This is a genomic window from Lentibacillus sp. JNUCC-1 (assembly GCF_009741735.1).
GTDB lineage: Bacteria > Bacillota > Bacilli > Bacillales > Amphibacillaceae > Lentibacillus_B.
The window spans coordinates 1,248,512-1,264,299 of record NZ_WHOH01000003.1 but is presented as its reverse complement, the minus strand read 5'-3'; the positions used below and the strand labels follow the sequence as shown (position 1 = coordinate 1,264,299).

The 15,788-nt window shown below is 40.6% G+C and carries 19 protein-coding genes and 1 pseudogene; all 20 read right to left on the bottom strand.

What is annotated here, in order from left to right; translation table 11 throughout:
- Positions 1-336 precede the first annotated feature (336 nt).
- The 20 genes and pseudogenes from JNUCC1_RS16960 to JNUCC1_RS16865 all read right to left on the bottom strand — a co-directional run bounded on the left by JNUCC1_RS16960 (position 337) and on the right by JNUCC1_RS16865 (position 15,786).
- The gene (locus JNUCC1_RS16960) at positions 337-918 is read right to left on the bottom strand and encodes a DUF1405 domain-containing protein (RefSeq protein WP_156646768.1); all 582 of its coding nucleotides are present in this window, start codon (positions 916-918) and stop codon (positions 337-339) included.
- Positions 919-984: 66 nt separating this feature from the next.
- Positions 985-1,764 carry a menaquinol-cytochrome c reductase cytochrome b/c subunit gene (locus JNUCC1_RS16955; RefSeq protein ID WP_331713846.1) on the bottom strand — a complete coding sequence of 260 codons (780 nt, stop codon included), beginning with the start codon at positions 1,762-1,764 and terminating at the stop codon, positions 985-987.
- A gap of 18 nt (positions 1,765-1,782) precedes the next feature.
- Positions 1,783-2,457, bottom strand: a complete 675-nt coding sequence (qcrB, locus tag JNUCC1_RS16950; protein ID WP_156646766.1) for a menaquinol-cytochrome c reductase cytochrome b subunit — start codon at positions 2,455-2,457, stop codon at positions 1,783-1,785.
- A gap of 6 nt (positions 2,458-2,463) precedes the next feature.
- A complete protein-coding gene (locus tag JNUCC1_RS16945; RefSeq protein WP_156646764.1) occupies positions 2,464-2,976 on the bottom strand; it encodes a QcrA and Rieske domain-containing protein in 513 nt (170 codons plus the stop codon).
- A gap of 133 nt (positions 2,977-3,109) precedes the next feature.
- The gene (locus JNUCC1_RS16940) at positions 3,110-3,568 is read right to left on the bottom strand and encodes a DUF2487 family protein (RefSeq protein ID WP_156647175.1); all 459 of its coding nucleotides are present in this window, start codon (positions 3,566-3,568) and stop codon (positions 3,110-3,112) included.
- A gap of 71 nt (positions 3,569-3,639) precedes the next feature.
- The gene (locus JNUCC1_RS16935; protein WP_331713845.1) at positions 3,640-4,209 is read right to left on the bottom strand and encodes a ReoY family proteolytic degradation factor; all 570 of its coding nucleotides are present in this window, start codon (positions 4,207-4,209) and stop codon (positions 3,640-3,642) included.
- A gap of 36 nt (positions 4,210-4,245) precedes the next feature.
- Positions 4,246-5,511, bottom strand: coding sequence for a tetratricopeptide repeat protein (locus JNUCC1_RS16930; protein WP_156646760.1), 1,266 nt, complete (start codon positions 5,509-5,511; stop codon positions 4,246-4,248).
- Between the two features lie 62 nt (positions 5,512-5,573).
- The gene (gene aroB / locus JNUCC1_RS16925) at positions 5,574-6,638 is read right to left on the bottom strand and encodes a 3-dehydroquinate synthase (RefSeq protein WP_156646758.1); all 1,065 of its coding nucleotides are present in this window, start codon (positions 6,636-6,638) and stop codon (positions 5,574-5,576) included.
- A 30-nt stretch (positions 6,639-6,668) separates the two neighbouring features.
- Complete coding sequence (locus tag JNUCC1_RS16920) at positions 6,669-7,445, bottom strand: CheR family methyltransferase (RefSeq protein WP_331713844.1); 777 nt, start codon at positions 7,443-7,445, stop codon at positions 6,669-6,671.
- An 88-nt stretch (positions 7,446-7,533) separates the two neighbouring features.
- A complete protein-coding gene (gene ndk / locus JNUCC1_RS16915; protein WP_156646756.1) occupies positions 7,534-7,980 on the bottom strand; it encodes a nucleoside-diphosphate kinase in 447 nt (148 codons plus the stop codon).
- A gap of 80 nt (positions 7,981-8,060) precedes the next feature.
- Positions 8,061-9,032, bottom strand: coding sequence for a heptaprenyl diphosphate synthase component II (gene hepT, locus JNUCC1_RS16910; RefSeq protein ID WP_156646754.1), 972 nt, complete (start codon positions 9,030-9,032; stop codon positions 8,061-8,063).
- Positions 9,033-9,069: 37 nt separating this feature from the next.
- On the bottom strand, positions 9,070-9,777 hold the full coding sequence (gene menG, locus JNUCC1_RS16905; protein ID WP_156646751.1) for a demethylmenaquinone methyltransferase: 708 nt from the start codon (positions 9,775-9,777) through the stop codon (positions 9,070-9,072).
- Between the two features lie 3 nt (positions 9,778-9,780).
- Positions 9,781-10,539, bottom strand: coding sequence for a heptaprenyl diphosphate synthase component 1 (locus JNUCC1_RS16900; RefSeq protein WP_197431780.1), 759 nt, complete (start codon positions 10,537-10,539; stop codon positions 9,781-9,783).
- Positions 10,540-10,662: 123 nt separating this feature from the next.
- A complete protein-coding gene (gene mtrB, locus JNUCC1_RS16895; protein ID WP_156646747.1) occupies positions 10,663-10,884 on the bottom strand; it encodes a trp RNA-binding attenuation protein MtrB in 222 nt (73 codons plus the stop codon).
- Between the two features lie 96 nt (positions 10,885-10,980).
- Positions 10,981-11,253, bottom strand: coding sequence for an HU family DNA-binding protein (locus JNUCC1_RS16890; protein WP_156646745.1), 273 nt, complete (start codon positions 11,251-11,253; stop codon positions 10,981-10,983).
- A 295-nt stretch (positions 11,254-11,548) separates the two neighbouring features.
- On the bottom strand, positions 11,549-13,027 hold the full coding sequence (gene spoIVA / locus JNUCC1_RS16885; RefSeq protein WP_156646744.1) for a stage IV sporulation protein A: 1,479 nt from the start codon (positions 13,025-13,027) through the stop codon (positions 11,549-11,551).
- A 226-nt stretch (positions 13,028-13,253) separates the two neighbouring features.
- A pseudogene (locus tag JNUCC1_RS16880) lies at positions 13,254-13,936 on the bottom strand (hypothetical protein).
- Between the two features lie 58 nt (positions 13,937-13,994).
- Positions 13,995-14,135: a DUF2768 family protein gene (locus JNUCC1_RS16875; protein WP_331713843.1), complete on the bottom strand. Its 141-nt coding sequence runs from the start codon at positions 14,133-14,135 to the stop codon at positions 13,995-13,997.
- Between the two features lie 292 nt (positions 14,136-14,427).
- Positions 14,428-14,688 (bottom strand): stage VI sporulation protein F, encoded by a 261-nt coding sequence (locus JNUCC1_RS16870; protein ID WP_331713842.1) that lies wholly within the window; start codon positions 14,686-14,688, stop codon positions 14,428-14,430.
- 66 nt (positions 14,689-14,754) lie between these two features.
- Positions 14,755-15,786, bottom strand: a complete 1,032-nt coding sequence (locus JNUCC1_RS16865) for an NAD(P)H-dependent glycerol-3-phosphate dehydrogenase (RefSeq protein WP_156646742.1) — start codon at positions 15,784-15,786, stop codon at positions 14,755-14,757.
- Positions 15,787-15,788 lie beyond the last annotated feature (2 nt).

The window sequence follows — 15,788 nt, the reverse complement described above, 5'->3', positions numbered from 1 at the left end:
TATCTTTCCTTTGTTTTTGCCTTTTATGTTCTGCATTGTATTTTTTTAAACTTACATAAAGAAGTGTGATAACGATGGATCCCCCTACAACCCCAACCAGCCAATAAAAAGGAACCATATTGATGATGTGAACTTTTTTGTTATTCACACTACTTGCAAATACGTGATGCTGATTGTTAAAAAAGATGGCAATGGAACACGCTGTAAGGAACAACAGAATCTGTATATGCTTTTTAACGCTCTGTCCCACAAAGCACCACCCCACACACATGACTTTCTTCCAATATATGCAGGACGTCTCCCATTTATCACACAAGAGAAGTGGGTAAAAATATTTTATAGTCCTCTTTTTTCATTTCTTAACGTAACGAAATATGTCACCACAATAGTGGCAATGCTAAGCCAAAAAGTAAAATAGCCAATTTGGTTCATGTGATCTGTCAGTTTTGAATATATTGGCATCATACCGAACACATAATCAATAATGTCATTATGTAAAATCCAGACTGCCGCAACCGCAAAATGCCGTAATTTAATCCGATAAAAAGGAGCGTATAACAGCCCTTGAACGGCCATCGCACCATGGGACACAATCAGCATATAGCCTTCCCATGGAAGAGATCCATCTACATATAAGGTCAGCAAATTCATGACAACTGCCCATATGCCATATTTAAATAATGACATAATAGCCAAGGCCTCTATATAAGGTATATTTCGGCCAGCAATGAAAAACAACAAAAAAATCGTAAAGAAGAGACTGGCAGTTGGACTGTCTGGCACAAAAGGAAGGAAAATAGCCGGTGTAATCGCTAGTTGGCTTTCATACCATATGTAACCGTAAACGGTGCCAAATAAATTGATCAAAAATAAAACAATCAAAAAACGTCGATCGGTAAGGATGTATTTAAGCGGCATAAACCTCTTCCTTTTCAAACAAGATGGAAAACACCTTTGCCGTGTGTAGGCAAAGGTGTTTAATCATTACTTCTGGCTTTCTTCTTTCGTTTTCACAATAAACTCAACCAATTTATCCAATTCTTCGTCCGAACCCTGGAAAATACCAGCTGGCATATCGCCAATTCCCTCATGAGCAATTGTGGCGATTTCTTCTGCGCTATGTTCGGTTTCCAGAAGTGAAGGTCCCATTTGAGTGCCCTGCAGGTTATCTCCATGACAAGACATACAGTTGGATTCATATATCGCAAATCCCGGGTCGTCTTGATCAACTACAGACTCATCTGGATGAATCGGTTTATTCGCTTCGGCACGCTGTTCCCAATCAACATGTGAAGAAGACTCGTATGTGAGCCAGATTACTGACACAACAGCCAACAGCATCATAGCTACTGCTACCGGACGCTGATGAGGCCTTCTGCCTGGTCCCGGATCCAAAAACGGAGCAAGTAAAAGACCACCAAAAGCGAGTCCTGGCAAGATAAGAATCCCAAACAAAACGAACGGACCACTTGCAAATTGATATTTTAATAATTCATACAAGAACAGAAAGTACCAGTCAGGCAACGGTATGTACGTTGCACTTGTTGGATCGGCAACCCCTTCCAAAGGAGCAGGATGTGCCAATGTCAATGTTAGAAAACCGACTAGAAAAACAGCTCCCACCAGCCACTCTTTTAAGAGGAAGTTGGGCCAAAAAGCTTCTGTTCTTCCGGGATATTCAGAATAATCTTTAGGTATGGTTGATTTGCGTTCAGCGGAAATACGGGAATCTCCGACAAACTTCATTCCTTTTCCCTTATGCACAGCTTTACCTCCTTTTTATTATAGTGGACCGGATATGCCCTGTCTTCTAATCAAGATAAAGTGAACTGCCATCAAAGCAAATAACGCACCTGGCAAGAAAAACACGTGAATCGCAAAGAATCTTGACAATGTCTGGGCTCCGACAATACTTTCATCACCAGCAAGGAGCGTTTTAATTTCAGGACCTATAAAAGGTACCTGCTCTGCAATTTCTAAACCTACTTGGGTTGCGAAATAAGCTTTGTTATCCCATGGCAGCAAGTAACCTGTGAAACCAAGACCGAGGATTGTGAAGAATAGTAATACTCCCACCATCCAGTTCAGTTCCCGAGGTTTTTTATAAGCACCTTGGAAAAAGACACGCAACGTATGTAAGAACAGCATAACAATCACGACACTCGCGCCCCAATGGTGCATTCCCCTGACTATCTGTCCATGAGCTACATCAATCTGCAAATAATAAACAGATCTCCATGCATTTTCAATATCGTGGACATAATACATCGTTAAAAACATACCGGATAGAATTTGAATGACGACGACGAAAAACGTCAATCCGCCAAAACAATAAACAAAGGCCGAGAAATGGTGTGCCGGGTTAACATGCTCTGGCACCTCATGATCGGCAATATCCCGCCATATAGGCGTAATATCTACGCGTTCATCTATCCAGTCATACATTTTCTGCAGCATATATGATTACGCCTCCTTATGTGGTTTGGTATCGCCGAGATACAACATGCCATCCTCAACTTTTTTCTCGTACATATCTAACGGCGCTGTTGGTGGTGTGCCCGGAACGTTTACACCGCTTTTATAATAGCGTCCGTCATGGCATGGGCAATAAAATTCATTTGGATATTGCTCACTGCCTTCCCATGTCACGATGCACCCCAAGTGCTTACAAATTGGGGAAAGCGCAATGATGTTGCCACCATCATCTTTGTAAACCCAGGCTGCTTTTTGCACCTTGGATTTATACCAGCCATCCACCTGTTCAACTTCCCATTCAACACGCTGTGGGTCATTGCTGATATCATCAACAGACAAATTGACGTTGTGAAAATCACCATGGCCGGATGGTTTTAAAACCGGGTCTACTGCCATACGCAGCATTGGAACCATAATACCGGCTGCCATAAATCCACCGACACCTGTAAGCGTATAGTTTAAAAACTGGCGACGGGACACCTGCTGTTTTTCTCCACTCATGTTTTTCCCCCCTCTTAAAGATAATATCACGGACATTTTGCATTTTATACAGATTACTAGGACATACCCATGATAGCGCAAAGTGATGACGCGGTCAATCAATTATACTCTAATTGTACGATGATTATTGTATTTATTCCCAATAAGATCGAATTAATTCAACCACCTGTTCAACCTGCGGGCGCAGCACATCCACAGATGAGTGAGCGTCTCCATTCGCAGATATTGCAGGAAACCACAGAAGCGTACCCTCAAGCGCTTTTTCGTTTTTCTTCCATGATGGGTCAAAGGTAAGATAAAAAACGTGTTTAAAGGGCTGTGATTTAATTTCCTTCTCCCACTCAGCCACGCGCTCAGCTTCTTTATGTTTATCTGTTGATTTAACATAATGATAGGCGGGGGTAAGTATCACCCTTCCTGCAAGCTCTTGTTCAACGCCTTGAGCAAATAAATAAACAAGTTCAGCTTGAAATGCGTCTTTTCCCATCTTTTTTTCATGTGAAAACTGAAAAGGAACCAATGGAATTATTACAGTATCAACATATTCCTGCGCTTCCAAAAATCGTGATAAATCAGATTTAGTCCACTTCATAGTATGTAGCCTGCCTTTCCTGATACAGTCTGCCAACTCAAATATTAACCATACAATCAAAAAAAATCAACCTAAAACGAATCAGGTTGATTAATATACGAGCGTTTTATTTCTTCCATTTGCTGAGCCAAATCCATGAATCGCTGTTTGTCTTTCCGATCCAGTGCTTCATTAATTTCTGCTAAAAGCTTTTCCTGTTGAAATTGATACAGCGTATGTTCAAGCAGTTGTCTGGCATTGATTTCATCCTTCTTGGTAATGAAGTGAGCATCAGGTATAAAAGGGTTTTCCTCAAGGACAGCAGCATAAAATGTATTTTGATGCGCATTCTTGAAATTCAGTTGGATATAAAGCGGTTCCTGCTGATTTAATCGAATATCATGAAACGATTTCTCCGCATCGGTGGTTACAACCTGCTTTTTATAAAACCGAAAAGGTACATGATCCGAACAGTGGCTCGTAATGACGATGCCTCTTGGACAAAATTTAATGTCTCTTACAAAGTGTACATTGGATAAAATTTTAGGGTGATTTGATAAATAGTTCAGAATCCAGACACTTTCCCGTTTTTTTAATTGATAATGGTTGAGAAACCACTTGATAAACGACTTTTTATCATGGGCAGAAATTGGGGTTTGCACGCGTAACATCGCCTCCCAAATGTCATTTGCAAATTATTATTCACTTGTATGGGTTTCTTTTAATCGATCAACATATGCTTCTGTTTCCGTATCGAGCGGCTGAAGCAGCAAATAAGACTCAAATATTTGAATGGCTTTCTCTTTCCTCCCTTCTTCTATCAGGAAATAAGCATATTCTTTGAGGAAGTCACTGTCCTGTTTAAGTGTATTATATGCAAGGTCGTAATGCTTTAATGCATCTTTAAATGACTCATTTTCATAGTAGGCGCGGGCAAGCTCCCACTCGTATAAGGCATCAGTTGTTTCGGTTCTGTTAACTTCTTGCAGCAGATCTATAATAGCCTCGTGGCTATCGTTTGATTTAAACATTTCAACCAGAAATAGTATGGCCTCTTTGTAATCCGGATCAAGAGCGATGGATTGTCTGAGATACTGTTCGCTTTCATCATCTTCTCCCAACTTATGTGCAAGCTTGCCTGCCAAAAAATAGAGTTGAGCGTTATATTCATCAACTGTAAGACCTTTTTTGGCAGCGTTCAACGCTTCTTTTGTCATCTCTTCTTTATCGTACGCTTCTGCAAGATAATAGTAAGCAGTATGATAATACATATCCAGTTCAATCACTTGTTCCCACACATGTATCGCTATATCATTACGATCAATTTGGTGGGCAGCCAGCCCGTATTTGAAAAGTGTGTCAGGGTCTTCGGGCTCTGCATCACGATAATAATTGATTGCTTCTTCATAGCCGCCGGATGCAGCGTGGGCCTCTGCAAGTCTAAGACCGACAGAAATGTCAGCTACAACGGTCGACTCTGGTAAAACACGTTCGTAGTAGTTAATGGACTTTAAATGATCTCCAATTGAAAAGTATAATTCACCAAGCGCGAAGTCAATGATCATTTCATTTGGCTCCAGCTGTTTGGCTTCCAATAATTTTTGCTCAGCCACTTCAAATAAGCCTTGTGCCTGGTATAAATCTGCCAACTGCACAAGTGATTGCACATATGCTTCATCATCTGTTTTTACTTCATTTAATAATTCAATTGCTTGTTCATCATTTTCAACTTCAATATATAAATCCGCCAGCATAATATTCAATTCGCTTTCACCTGGATAGGATTGTCTCAGAATTTCCAAAATCTCAGCTGCCTCTTTAACGTATCCCCATTGCTGATAAATTTCAGCAATGGTAAACATTTCTTCCTCGTCAGCAGTCTCTAAAGCTGTTTCAAGTTGAATAACAGCTTCGTCATGCTTTTGCTGTTCCATCAGCCGGATCGCTTTCATAATCTCTTCCATTTACAACGTCCTTTCTATACCGAATGAGGCTATAATTCGTGTTCTCTTTTTCTCAAAAGAAGCTATAATCTTTGATAGAATCTATTCAAATACACTCTGAGTTCCTCAGCAGAAAAGTCTTTTAAAACCGGTTTGCCTATATCTTGGAGTAACACAAGCGTTATGACAGATCGTGTTGTTTTTTTATCTTTTTGGATAGCAGTCAAATAGCGTTCTGTTTCAAAATGTGGAAGATTAAGCGGGAACCGGTTCTCTTCCATCCACTTATATAATTGTTTATACCCTAATGTCGTTTTGAATACCGTTTCGCTTACAAAAAGAGCAAACAGCATCCCTATGGCAACTGCTTCCCCATGAGTATAATTCCTAAAATCTGCAGCATGTTCAATGGCGTGGCCCAATGTATGGCCGAAATTCAAGAAAGCTCTCTTGCCTGTTTCAAACTCATCTGCCTCAACAATGGCTGCTTTTACCTTTATACCTTTGGCAATATGCGCCTGAACCGCTGAAGAATTTAAATCTCTGAGATTTAAATTTAGCAATTCTTTTGTCCAAACTGGGCTGGATAGATAAGCTTCTTTCAGCAATTCCGCATAACCGGACCGAACGTCTTTGGATTCTAATGTTTGAAGTGTGGCGATATCATAAATAACCGCAGTGGGCGGATAAAAGCTGCCGATCAAGTTTTTCCCTTGTTCATGGTTAATTCCAACCTTCCCGCCTATACTGCTGTCATGTGCAAGGATGGTCGTTGGCATCTGTATATAATCAATGCCGCGCATGTAGGTCGCAGCAACAAACCCGCCGATATCACCCACCACACCGCCTCCAAGTGTTAAAATGAGGGAGTGCCGATCAAGCTTTTCATTCAATGCTGTTGTCAATAACTGCTGATACACTTCAAAGCTTTTGCTTCCTTCTCCTGGATGCAAAGAAACATAAGAAACAGCGTAGCCATGAAGGGCATCAAGGATATCCTGTAAATAGTGTTTCTGGACGTGAGCATCTGTGATCACCAGAATCTTAGAATAATCTTTTGACACGTATTTCGAAATTTGGTATCGGATATTTTCCTCAATATAAATAGAATAAGATCTTTTTTCTGATTTAATATGCAAAATCTCCATTTGAACCTCCTGCCCCACTCAAGCAACCCGTTATGTGTTTTTCTGATAAAAAAATGTATCCAAAAGATGCATATCGTATTTTTCCGGTGTGAAAATCTGCTCAGTGCTTCCTACGAACAACGTTCCGCCCTGAGTCATTGATTGGCTGAACTTGTTATAAATATGCTCTTTCGCAGTATCCGTAAAATAAATGAGCACATTCCTGCATAAAATCAAATCCAACTGTTTCGGGTAAGAATCTTTAAGAAGGTTATGTCTTTTAAATGTAATCATATCCCTCAACTGATCTTGTACCCGATAGTTGCCATTTGTTTCAGTGAAATACAACCGCTGCATATCTGTTGGAACACCGGTTATCGCTTGTTTCGTGTACAAGCCTGTTTCTGCTTTATGTAAGATGTTGTCATCAATATCTGTCGCTAGAATATGTGCTGTAATACCCGGGAAATGTTTGTTCAGCACCATGGCTAAACTATACGGTTCCTCCCCTGTTGAACAAGCTGCACTCCAGATATTGAGATGTTTCCTTTCTTTAAGTAATTCAGGTAGCACTTTTTTTTCAAGAACATCCCAACGATTGGGATTACGGAAGAAAGAAGAGACGTTAATCGTGATCCGATCCATAAATTCGTGGAGTAATTCTTCCTCACGATCCAGAGCCTTATAATAAAGGTCAAAGCTGGTAAACCCTCTTTTGTCTCTTAAAGATGTTAATCTGCGCTTCATTTGGGCTTCTTTATATAAGGAAAGGTCAATATCCAGTTTCTTCTTAATACGAGACATAAACGCTGTATATTCTTCTGTCACGGTTCATTCTCCTCTTACGTTCTATATAATCTTTGAAAAAGTCTCTCCTTATGCAAGAAAACCTCCGTATTTAACGGAGGCTTTGGTTTTAGTAAATCCAATCGTTCAGTTGTTTTTGATAGCTGACGAGCTCTTGTTCATCAAAAAATAATTTGATTTCACGTTCAGCACTCTCTGGAGAATCAGATCCGTGAATAATATTTTTTCCCACAGTGATTCCGTAGTCTCCTCGAACTGTGCCAGGCGCAGCTTCTTGAGGATTTGTCTGCCCCATCATATTTCTTGCAGTTTTAATGACGTCCTCGCCTTCCCAAACCATGGCAAAAACCGGTCCGGAAGTAATAAAATCAACCAACTCACCAAAAAATGGGCGTTCTTTATGCTCCCCATAATGTGTTTGTGCGAGTTCATTGGTAATTTGCATCAGTTTACCTCCGACAAGTGTAAAACCTTTTTGTTCAAAACGAGATACAATGTCGCCGATCAGATTGCGTTGTACGCCGTCTGGTTTAATCATTAAAAATGTCTTTTCCATTATTACACCTCATCATTTGTATATATTGGTACAGCCTTTTAGATTCTATCAAATATCCTTCCATATGACAAACATCAGGACTATGAACGGCGACTGCCAATAAATTGAGCGATATTCTGCATTGTTTCCTTTGTTTTTGAAGCAGGAAAGATATCCAATGAGGATTGTGCCTTCTGCAAATAACGATCACTCAGAGCATAAGATCTGGCAATAGCGTCCGTCTGATGAAAGGCTTCCATTAAGTGGTCTATGTGATCAGAAGTGATATGCCCCTGACTTGTCCCCGCTTTAATCAGCTCATGTTTAAAATGTGAATCTTCCATTGCATATAGAATCGGCAGCGTAATATGACCTTGTAGCAGATCATGACCTGCCGGCTTCCCTAAAACTTTCTCATTTGATGTAAAGTCAAGGATATCATCTATAATTTGATAAGACATGCCTATATAATAGCCATATTTATACAGCTGACGCGCCTCGTGGGCTGGTACATCTGAGACAATGGCACCCAGTTTGCAGCTTGTTGCAATAAGTAAGGCGGTCTTACGTTTAATACGCCGCAAATAATGGCGTAAATTCTGATCTAAGTTAAATTTGTCTTTAATTTGTTCAACTTCCCCAAGAGCAAGTTCCACCATAGCGTGAGACAGCAGGCGGTGAACTTCCGGTTTGGAGATAGAAGTCATATTTTCCAGTGCGCGTGCAAGAATAAAGTCCCCCATATACATGGCAACTTTATTATCATATGTATGCTTGACAGTTGGTTTGCCCCGGCGCAAATCTGCATCATCGATTACATCATCATGTACCAGAGAGGCCATGTGAATCAATTCAAGAGATACTGCCACGGTCTTAACCTTCTCTTCATCATAATCACCCATACGAGCGGATAATAGGACAAAAACTGGGCGTATCCGTTTTCCTCCCGCTTCCAGTAATTGGACTGAAGCTTTTTTAAGAACCGGGTGATCAGCATCAATTGCTTCATTCAAGGCTTCCTCAATCATTGTGAGGTCTTTTTTTAAGTATCCATATGTTTTGGTTAGTTTCATGCAGGTCACCTTTTATAAATGCAGGCCTCCATGGCTGTTATTGTTTAAAGGCCATGTGCATAGCTGCCACACCGCCTGTGTAGCTTTTGACATCCACACGGTCAAAGCCAGCATTCAGAAACATTTTTTTGAGTCTTTTTTTGTCAGGAAAATCTTTTGCGGATTCATGGAGCCAAGCATATTCTTTGTAGCTTTTGGCAAATAATTTACCAAACATGGGCATTATAAAACGAAAATAAAAATAATAAAGTTGTCTGAAACCAATTAATGAAGGTTGTGATGTTTCAAGACAAACCACTATGCCACCCGGTTTTACTACGCGATACATTTCTTTGAGCACCGTATGGTAGTCCGGCACATTTCTTAAACCAAAACCAATTGTAACATAGTCAAATGTATCGTCGGCAAACGGTAGTTCCATTGCATTTCCATGCAGGAAGCTGAGTTGTTGAATATCGAAATGCTCTCTTTTCTCTTCAGCAACCGATAACATGTTTTTGCTGAAATCCAGCCCAATAACAGAGCCCTCGGGGCCAACAACGTCCGCTATTGCAATTGCCCAATCGCCGGTTCCGGAACATACGTCTAATGCACTGGCCCCCGGTTCGATGTTCATACGTTTCATCACATCTTTACGCCAGGCTTTATGGCGCTGAAAAGATATAATGGAGTTCATAACATCATATTTACCATATATTTTTTCAAATACGTGATGCACGCGTTCCTCTTTTGATGGTTCTGTCAATGTTTATCCTTCTTCCTTGTTTAGTTCCAGTCCACACAGTTCACGATATAAGCGGGAATGATATGGCTCCCTGCGCATATTCTCCTGAATTCTTAAAGGCAGATCGCTTTTGGTATACTGTAAACATTCATCAATCCAGTCACTAAGATGTCCGATTAAACTCACACGATCAAAACTTCCACCGCTCTGTTTCAGACCACAGAACCATTTTGACTTCCCGTATTTTTCAAGATCTTCTCTTTCTTTTATTAAAACTGCAGCAAGCACCCATTCTTCCGCCAAAGGTGCTATATATTCGCATCCGATATGTTGAACGACACGCGTAATAAGAAGCGTCTCAATTCGTTTAAGGCGTTGTACACGCTTGTGTAGGGTCTCTGTGTCGCCATACAACAAGGCCATTTTTTCTTCATTAATATCCTTAATTGCTGTAGCAAGCTGTCTGACCATTCGAAGATCATCTATTTTCGATAACAAAAAATAATACAGCCCACTGTAATAGTCACCGGCCAGGACCGTTAGTTGATCCTGTACAGAGAAAGGTTGTTCAGAGGCTTCACCCTTCACACGCACCAAATCGTGTGCGTCAAGCGCGGTCTGTATAAGGGTTACAGCAAGGATATACTGAACTTTACGGTATGTGGGCAGTTTTATATCATTCATGATCGCGATCAGCACGAACAGTTTTTCTTCATCAACGGGCGCTTGGATATATTGTTCTAAAAATGACTGTTTTATAGTTGCCTGAATTTCTTTCTTCATGTCCTCCATTGTGATGATGGAAGTCTGCATCTGATCACGGCCCTTTATTCTAGTTATGTCTTTCGCTATTATAGCACATAACCAAAAGGACTAACAGTATAAAAAACAAGCCGACAGGAGAAACTAATCAGTTGCCACTTCACCATGTTTGGTTTGAATCAATGCCTTACCCCTGATCTTCACAGCTGATGTATGTTCGGTAAATTGAGCAATCATAACTTCATTTCTGTCAAGTTTTTCAGAATGGTGGAATCTGGTATCTGTTCCCCTTGTCAGTCCAATGACGTTAACACCATCCTCAAGAGCCTTAATCACAAAAAATTCATTTTGATTTTCTGAATCCATCCGTTATCACTCCCTTATTGCTTGTTCACTCTCGTACATAAGAGGCATATAAAAAGGGGCACGTATTTACGCACCCCTCATTACCCTATGTAGCTATTATTTAACAGCGTCTTTTAGGGCTTTTCCTGGTTTGAAAGCAGGAACTTTACTTGCTGGAATTTCAATTTCTTCGCCTGTCTGTGGGTTACGGCCTTTACGAGCAGAACGCTCACGTACTTCGAAGTTACCGAAGCCGATCAGCTGTACTTTTTCACCTTTTTTAAGTGAATCCATGACAGAATCGAAAACAGCGTCAACCGCTTTCGCAGCATCCTTTTTTGACAGGTCGCTTTGCTCAGCTACTGCATTAACAAGATCTGTTTTGTTCATGACATTCACCTCCTCCCAATTGAAATCAGAACAAATAAATCTTATCATCATTTGTTCACTGTTTTTCTCATTTTTATACGTCAAACCTATTCAAATCAATGGTTGACAACGATTATCATAACTGAGTTTCACTTAAAATTCAACATTAAACCGCACTTTTTTTGGTTTTCATGCCATTTTTAGCATATTATTCTTTATAGTGAACTCATTTATCATGATTCGTTCTCTTTATGTACCCCTGATCTCTCTTATATAAACGTAAAAAAAGCAGCTGTACACCAGCTGCTTTTTATGTTTATAAAATGATCGCAATCAAGCCTCTCGAGCCTTCATTAATCATTCGCTCCAATGTTTCTTTTAGTTTATATCTGGTATGTTCTGGCATGAGAGAAATTTTCCCTTGAATCCCTTCCCTCACAATTGAACTCAATGATCTGCCAAAGATATCCGATTCCCATATTGATAAAGGGTCATCTTCAAAATCCTGCATCAGATACCGCACCAGCTCTTCACTTTGTTTCTCTGTTCCGATGATGGGGGCGAATTCCGACTCCACTTCCACCTTTAACATATGAATGGATGGTGCTACTGCTTTCAACCGAACACCATACCTTGAGCCTTGCCTGATAATTTCAGGTTCATCCAGGACCATGTCTTCAAGAGTCGGAGCTGCAATGCCATAGCCAGTTTGTTTCACCATTTGCAAAGCTCCTGAGACCTGATCATATTCCCTTTTAGCATGCGCAAAATCCTGCATCAGCTCCAGCAAATGATCTTTCCCCCGTATTTCTTCCCCTACAATTTCTTTCAGAATATGATCATATAATGCATCTGGAGCATGTAAGTCTATTTCAGCAATTCCTTCCCCAAGCTCCATACCAGCGAGATTCGCCCGTTCAATGTATTCATACTCATCAAAGTCACCCATGATTGAATCGACGTCTCTGAGCCTTTTAATATTCTGAACGGTGTTTTGAATAGCTTCCTGATAATTTTGCCGCAGCCAATGATCTTCACGGAGTACCATTACCCAACTGGGCAGATTAACGTTTACTTCCAGGACAGGAAACTCATACAATGCTTCCCGCAACACATTATAGACATCATGTTCTTCCATCGTTTCAACGCTCATAGCCAGAACTGGTATATCATAGGTTTCCGCCAGTTCCTGTCTGAGCAGTTCAGTTTCCTGACTTGTTGGTCGAACCGAATTAACCACCATGATAAATGGTTTGCCTACTTCTTTCAATTCCTCAACAACTCTTGCTTCTGCTGGTTCATAATCTGAACGCGGCAGATCACCAATTGATCCATCTGTAGTTACAATAACCCCGATGGTTGAATGTTCTTGAATGACTTTCCGTGTTCCGATTTCAGCTGCATCATGAAACGGAATAGGTTCCTCATACCAAGGTGTATGAATCATTCTCGGACCATTCTCATCTTCAAAACCTTTCGCGCCTTCAACTGCATACCCCACACAATCCACTAATCTGACATTTACATCAAGCCCCTCATCCACTTGCACCGAAACTGCTTGATTCGGAACAAATTTAGGCTCAGTTGTCATAATGGTGCGCCCTGCTGCACTTTGGGGCAGTTCATCATGTGCTCTGTTCCGCGCCCCTTCTTCTTCAATGCCAGGCAAGACAACCAATTCCATAAACTTCTTAATGAAAGTAGATTTGCCTGTCCGGACAGCACCAACAATTCCTAGATAAATATCACCATTTGTGCGCTTCGAAATATCACTAAAAATATCAACCCGTTCCAAACGATCCCCTCCCGATCTCCTTTGCCGAATAGTGTTAAAAACAATCTCGATGAATTGACATTACAATTCTATGATGTTGTCCTATCACAATATGACTTAAATATGTGTAAAAGACGGTTAAAACTTCCTTTTCGCCCTTTAGACATATATGCAGCCTGGCTGTACTCATTAAAAAAGCCTCTTGACACACTATATGTATCAAGAGACTTAATATGCCTGATATATATTATTTTTCCGCCATAAAAACAGGTTCACCATTTTCTACTGTATAAGGTAACGAATAGGCTGGCAGAAATGGAGATGTTTCTGCAAGGATATATCTGATATCGTCTTTTTCCTGGTAGTTATGTTCTTGTTCTTCAAGTGCTTTATTTAAATCAATCCGATAGTCGATATAGAGTGATCCTGTTGTATCCATTACGATTGGAAGATTAACATTGGAAAAAGGACTGACGACATGAGGTGGCTCCTCTAAACCAAGCTTTTTATAGTTGATTTGGAACACACCATCTGCAATCTGACTGCCATAAGGTGGATAGAGATGCTCGTCCCGATACATATCCAACTTCAGGTTAATGCGCCTGATTTCTTCTGAAAGGCGCAAATCGATCAGTTTGACCTGTGGATCTGTTTCAGGATAAATGATGGCATACGTATACACGCCACCATTCTCAAATGCATTTCCTGGAATCTCGGTCAATAGATTGCGTTCTTTTAACTGGGCAAAATCAATCAGGTACTTTTGGAAAATTGGTGTCTCGTTCGGTTTTGTTCTTATAGGGAGCAGTCCATCTGTCTGTTCACGAAACTGATCAACTGCGGTCTGGACCATTTGCAGCTGATCTTCATTCGGTGTTGAATTTTTCTTTTTTCACTTTCCGGAAACATACATCCGTTTAAGATCATCATCAAAATAAGTAATAGTATTATTGTTATATATGACCGCTTCATGGTAAACCTCCTGGTGCTATATGGTTGGCCCGCTGAATACCACATATAAGACAAACAGCCCGCCAATGATCAGAGAAATATAAGCGAAAAAAGCCGTTACCCCTGCCAGCACCCCTGACAATTTTCTTCGACTTAATTGTATTAAAACAAGTGCCAAAATCAAGAGGCCAATGCCCCAAATGAAATCAGTTCCTTTAATCCTGCCTCACTCATTGTTCTCACCCTAACTACACGTCGTTAACATAAGTATTATAACATAAAAAAACAAGAGACAATATGCTTGTCTCTTCAGATATATGCACATTTAACAAAATATCCGAGATGAAGCGGGCGAATGAGCTTCATCTCGGTTGACCAAATAACATCCAACACAGTTCTACCCATAAATCCTTGTACGATTTATATTATGCTCAATCGCAGCACATTGTATCATCACTTGCCCAGTCAGACTAATTTTTAAAGATGTTGCTTAATGATTGCATATTCATCGGAACATCTTTGTTAATAATTGAAGCAACAATTTGATCTTCTTTTTCTTTCGATATCGGTTTATTAGCCATTTTTGACAGGCGCCTAACAAGATTTCTTACTGTTGTTTCATCTGAAAAGTCTGCGTTTTTTACTGAGTTCGCGACTTTATAAATTTCGTCTGGATTAATGTTAGAGTTATTTTGAATGTTGTCAAAAACGTTTTTTTGTGAATGGCTCACATGCTCTCCTCCTTGTGATGTGGGTACACCACATTGTATGCAAGCGGAGAAGTCTCTGTGTATCGTCTATTCTGGATTGTTCAACAGTTGTTTAAGATCATCCAATTCTTCTCGCTTAGTGCGATTCATGAGTTGTTCCACAACCGCCCGAGGTTCTGTATCGTTGAAAAGCACCTCATAAATACCTTCTGTAATCGGCATTTCAATATTATGATCCTGAGCGAATTGGTAAGCAGCTTTGGTCGTTCTGACACCTTCTACAACCATCCCCATTTGGTCAAGAACTTCATCAAGCGGGTTGCCTTTACCAAGCAGATTTCCGGCCCGCCAGTTACGGCTATGGACACTTGTACATGTTACAATTAAATCTCCCACGCCCGGTAATCCGAGGAATGTAAAAGGGTTAGCTCCCATTTTCGTTCCCAGACGCGAGATTTCTGCGAGACCTCTTGTAATCAAAGCTGCTTTAGCGTTATCTCCATACCCAAGACCGTCAGAAATGCCGGCACCAAGAGCGATAATGTTTTTCAATGCGCCGCCAAGCTCTATGCCGATCACATCGGTACTCGTATATACACGAAAAGATTCATTCATAAACAGATCCTGGATAGCTTTGGCATTCTGCTCATTGTTTGAAGATACAGTGACTGTGGTCGGCTGACGTTGCGCCACTTCTTCTGCGTGACTTGGACCCGACAACACAACAATGTCTTCTTCTTTATAAGCAGCCAACTCTTCACCAATGACTTGTGAAACACGTGATAAAGTACCTGGTTCAATGCCTTTGGAAGCATGGACAATCACAGGATGGCCTTCCATGCTTGAACTCAATTGCTGACAAACTTCTCTCATTGCCTTGCTTGGCACCACAATCAAAATAACGTCAACATCTTTAATTGCGGCAGACATATCGTGATAAGCAATGATCTGTTTTGGTATCATGATTTCCAGGTACTTTTCGTTCTTATGAGTTTCATTGATTAAATCAGCCTGTTCTTTTCGATGTGTCCATAATCTGACGTCATGACCATTATCTGCCAAAACAATGCTCAAGGCACTTCCCCAGCTGCCTGCACCCAGTACTGCTACTCGTTTCATGT

What these genes read in the sequence shown, in the direction of transcription:
- hepT (WP_156646754.1), bottom strand. Translation starts at nt 9,032, where the DNA reads ATGAAACTAACCAAAACATATGGATACTTAAAAAAAGACCTCACAATG.
- aroB (WP_156646758.1), bottom strand. Translation starts at nt 6,638, where the DNA reads ATGGAGATTTTGCATATTAAATCAGAAAAAAGATCTTATTCTATTTAT.
- mtrB (WP_156646747.1), bottom strand. Translation starts at nt 10,884, where the DNA reads ATGGATTCAGAAAATCAAAATGAATTTTTTGTGATTAAGGCTCTTGAG.
- JNUCC1_RS16930 (WP_156646760.1), bottom strand. Translation starts at nt 5,511, where the DNA reads ATGGAAGAGATTATGAAAGCGATCCGGCTGATGGAACAGCAAAAGCAT.
- JNUCC1_RS16900 (WP_197431780.1), bottom strand. Translation starts at nt 10,539, where the DNA reads ATGAAGAAAGAAATTCAGGCAACTATAAAACAGTCATTTTTAGAACAA.
- JNUCC1_RS16960 (WP_156646768.1), bottom strand. Translation starts at nt 918, where the DNA reads ATGCCGCTTAAATACATCCTTACCGATCGACGTTTTTTGATTGTTTTA.
- JNUCC1_RS16865 (WP_156646742.1), bottom strand. Translation starts at nt 15,786, where the DNA reads ATGAAACGAGTAGCAGTACTGGGTGCAGGCAGCTGGGGAAGTGCCTTG.
- JNUCC1_RS16890 (WP_156646745.1), bottom strand. Translation starts at nt 11,253, where the DNA reads ATGAACAAAACAGATCTTGTTAATGCAGTAGCTGAGCAAAGCGACCTG.
- JNUCC1_RS16945 (WP_156646764.1), bottom strand. Translation starts at nt 2,976, where the DNA reads ATGAGTGGAGAAAAACAGCAGGTGTCCCGTCGCCAGTTTTTAAACTAT.
- JNUCC1_RS16940 (WP_156647175.1), bottom strand. Translation starts at nt 3,568, where the DNA reads ATGAAGTGGACTAAATCTGATTTATCACGATTTTTGGAAGCGCAGGAA.
- ndk (WP_156646756.1), bottom strand. Translation starts at nt 7,980, where the DNA reads ATGGAAAAGACATTTTTAATGATTAAACCAGACGGCGTACAACGCAAT.
- qcrB (WP_156646766.1), bottom strand. Translation starts at nt 2,457, where the DNA reads ATGCTGCAGAAAATGTATGACTGGATAGATGAACGCGTAGATATTACG.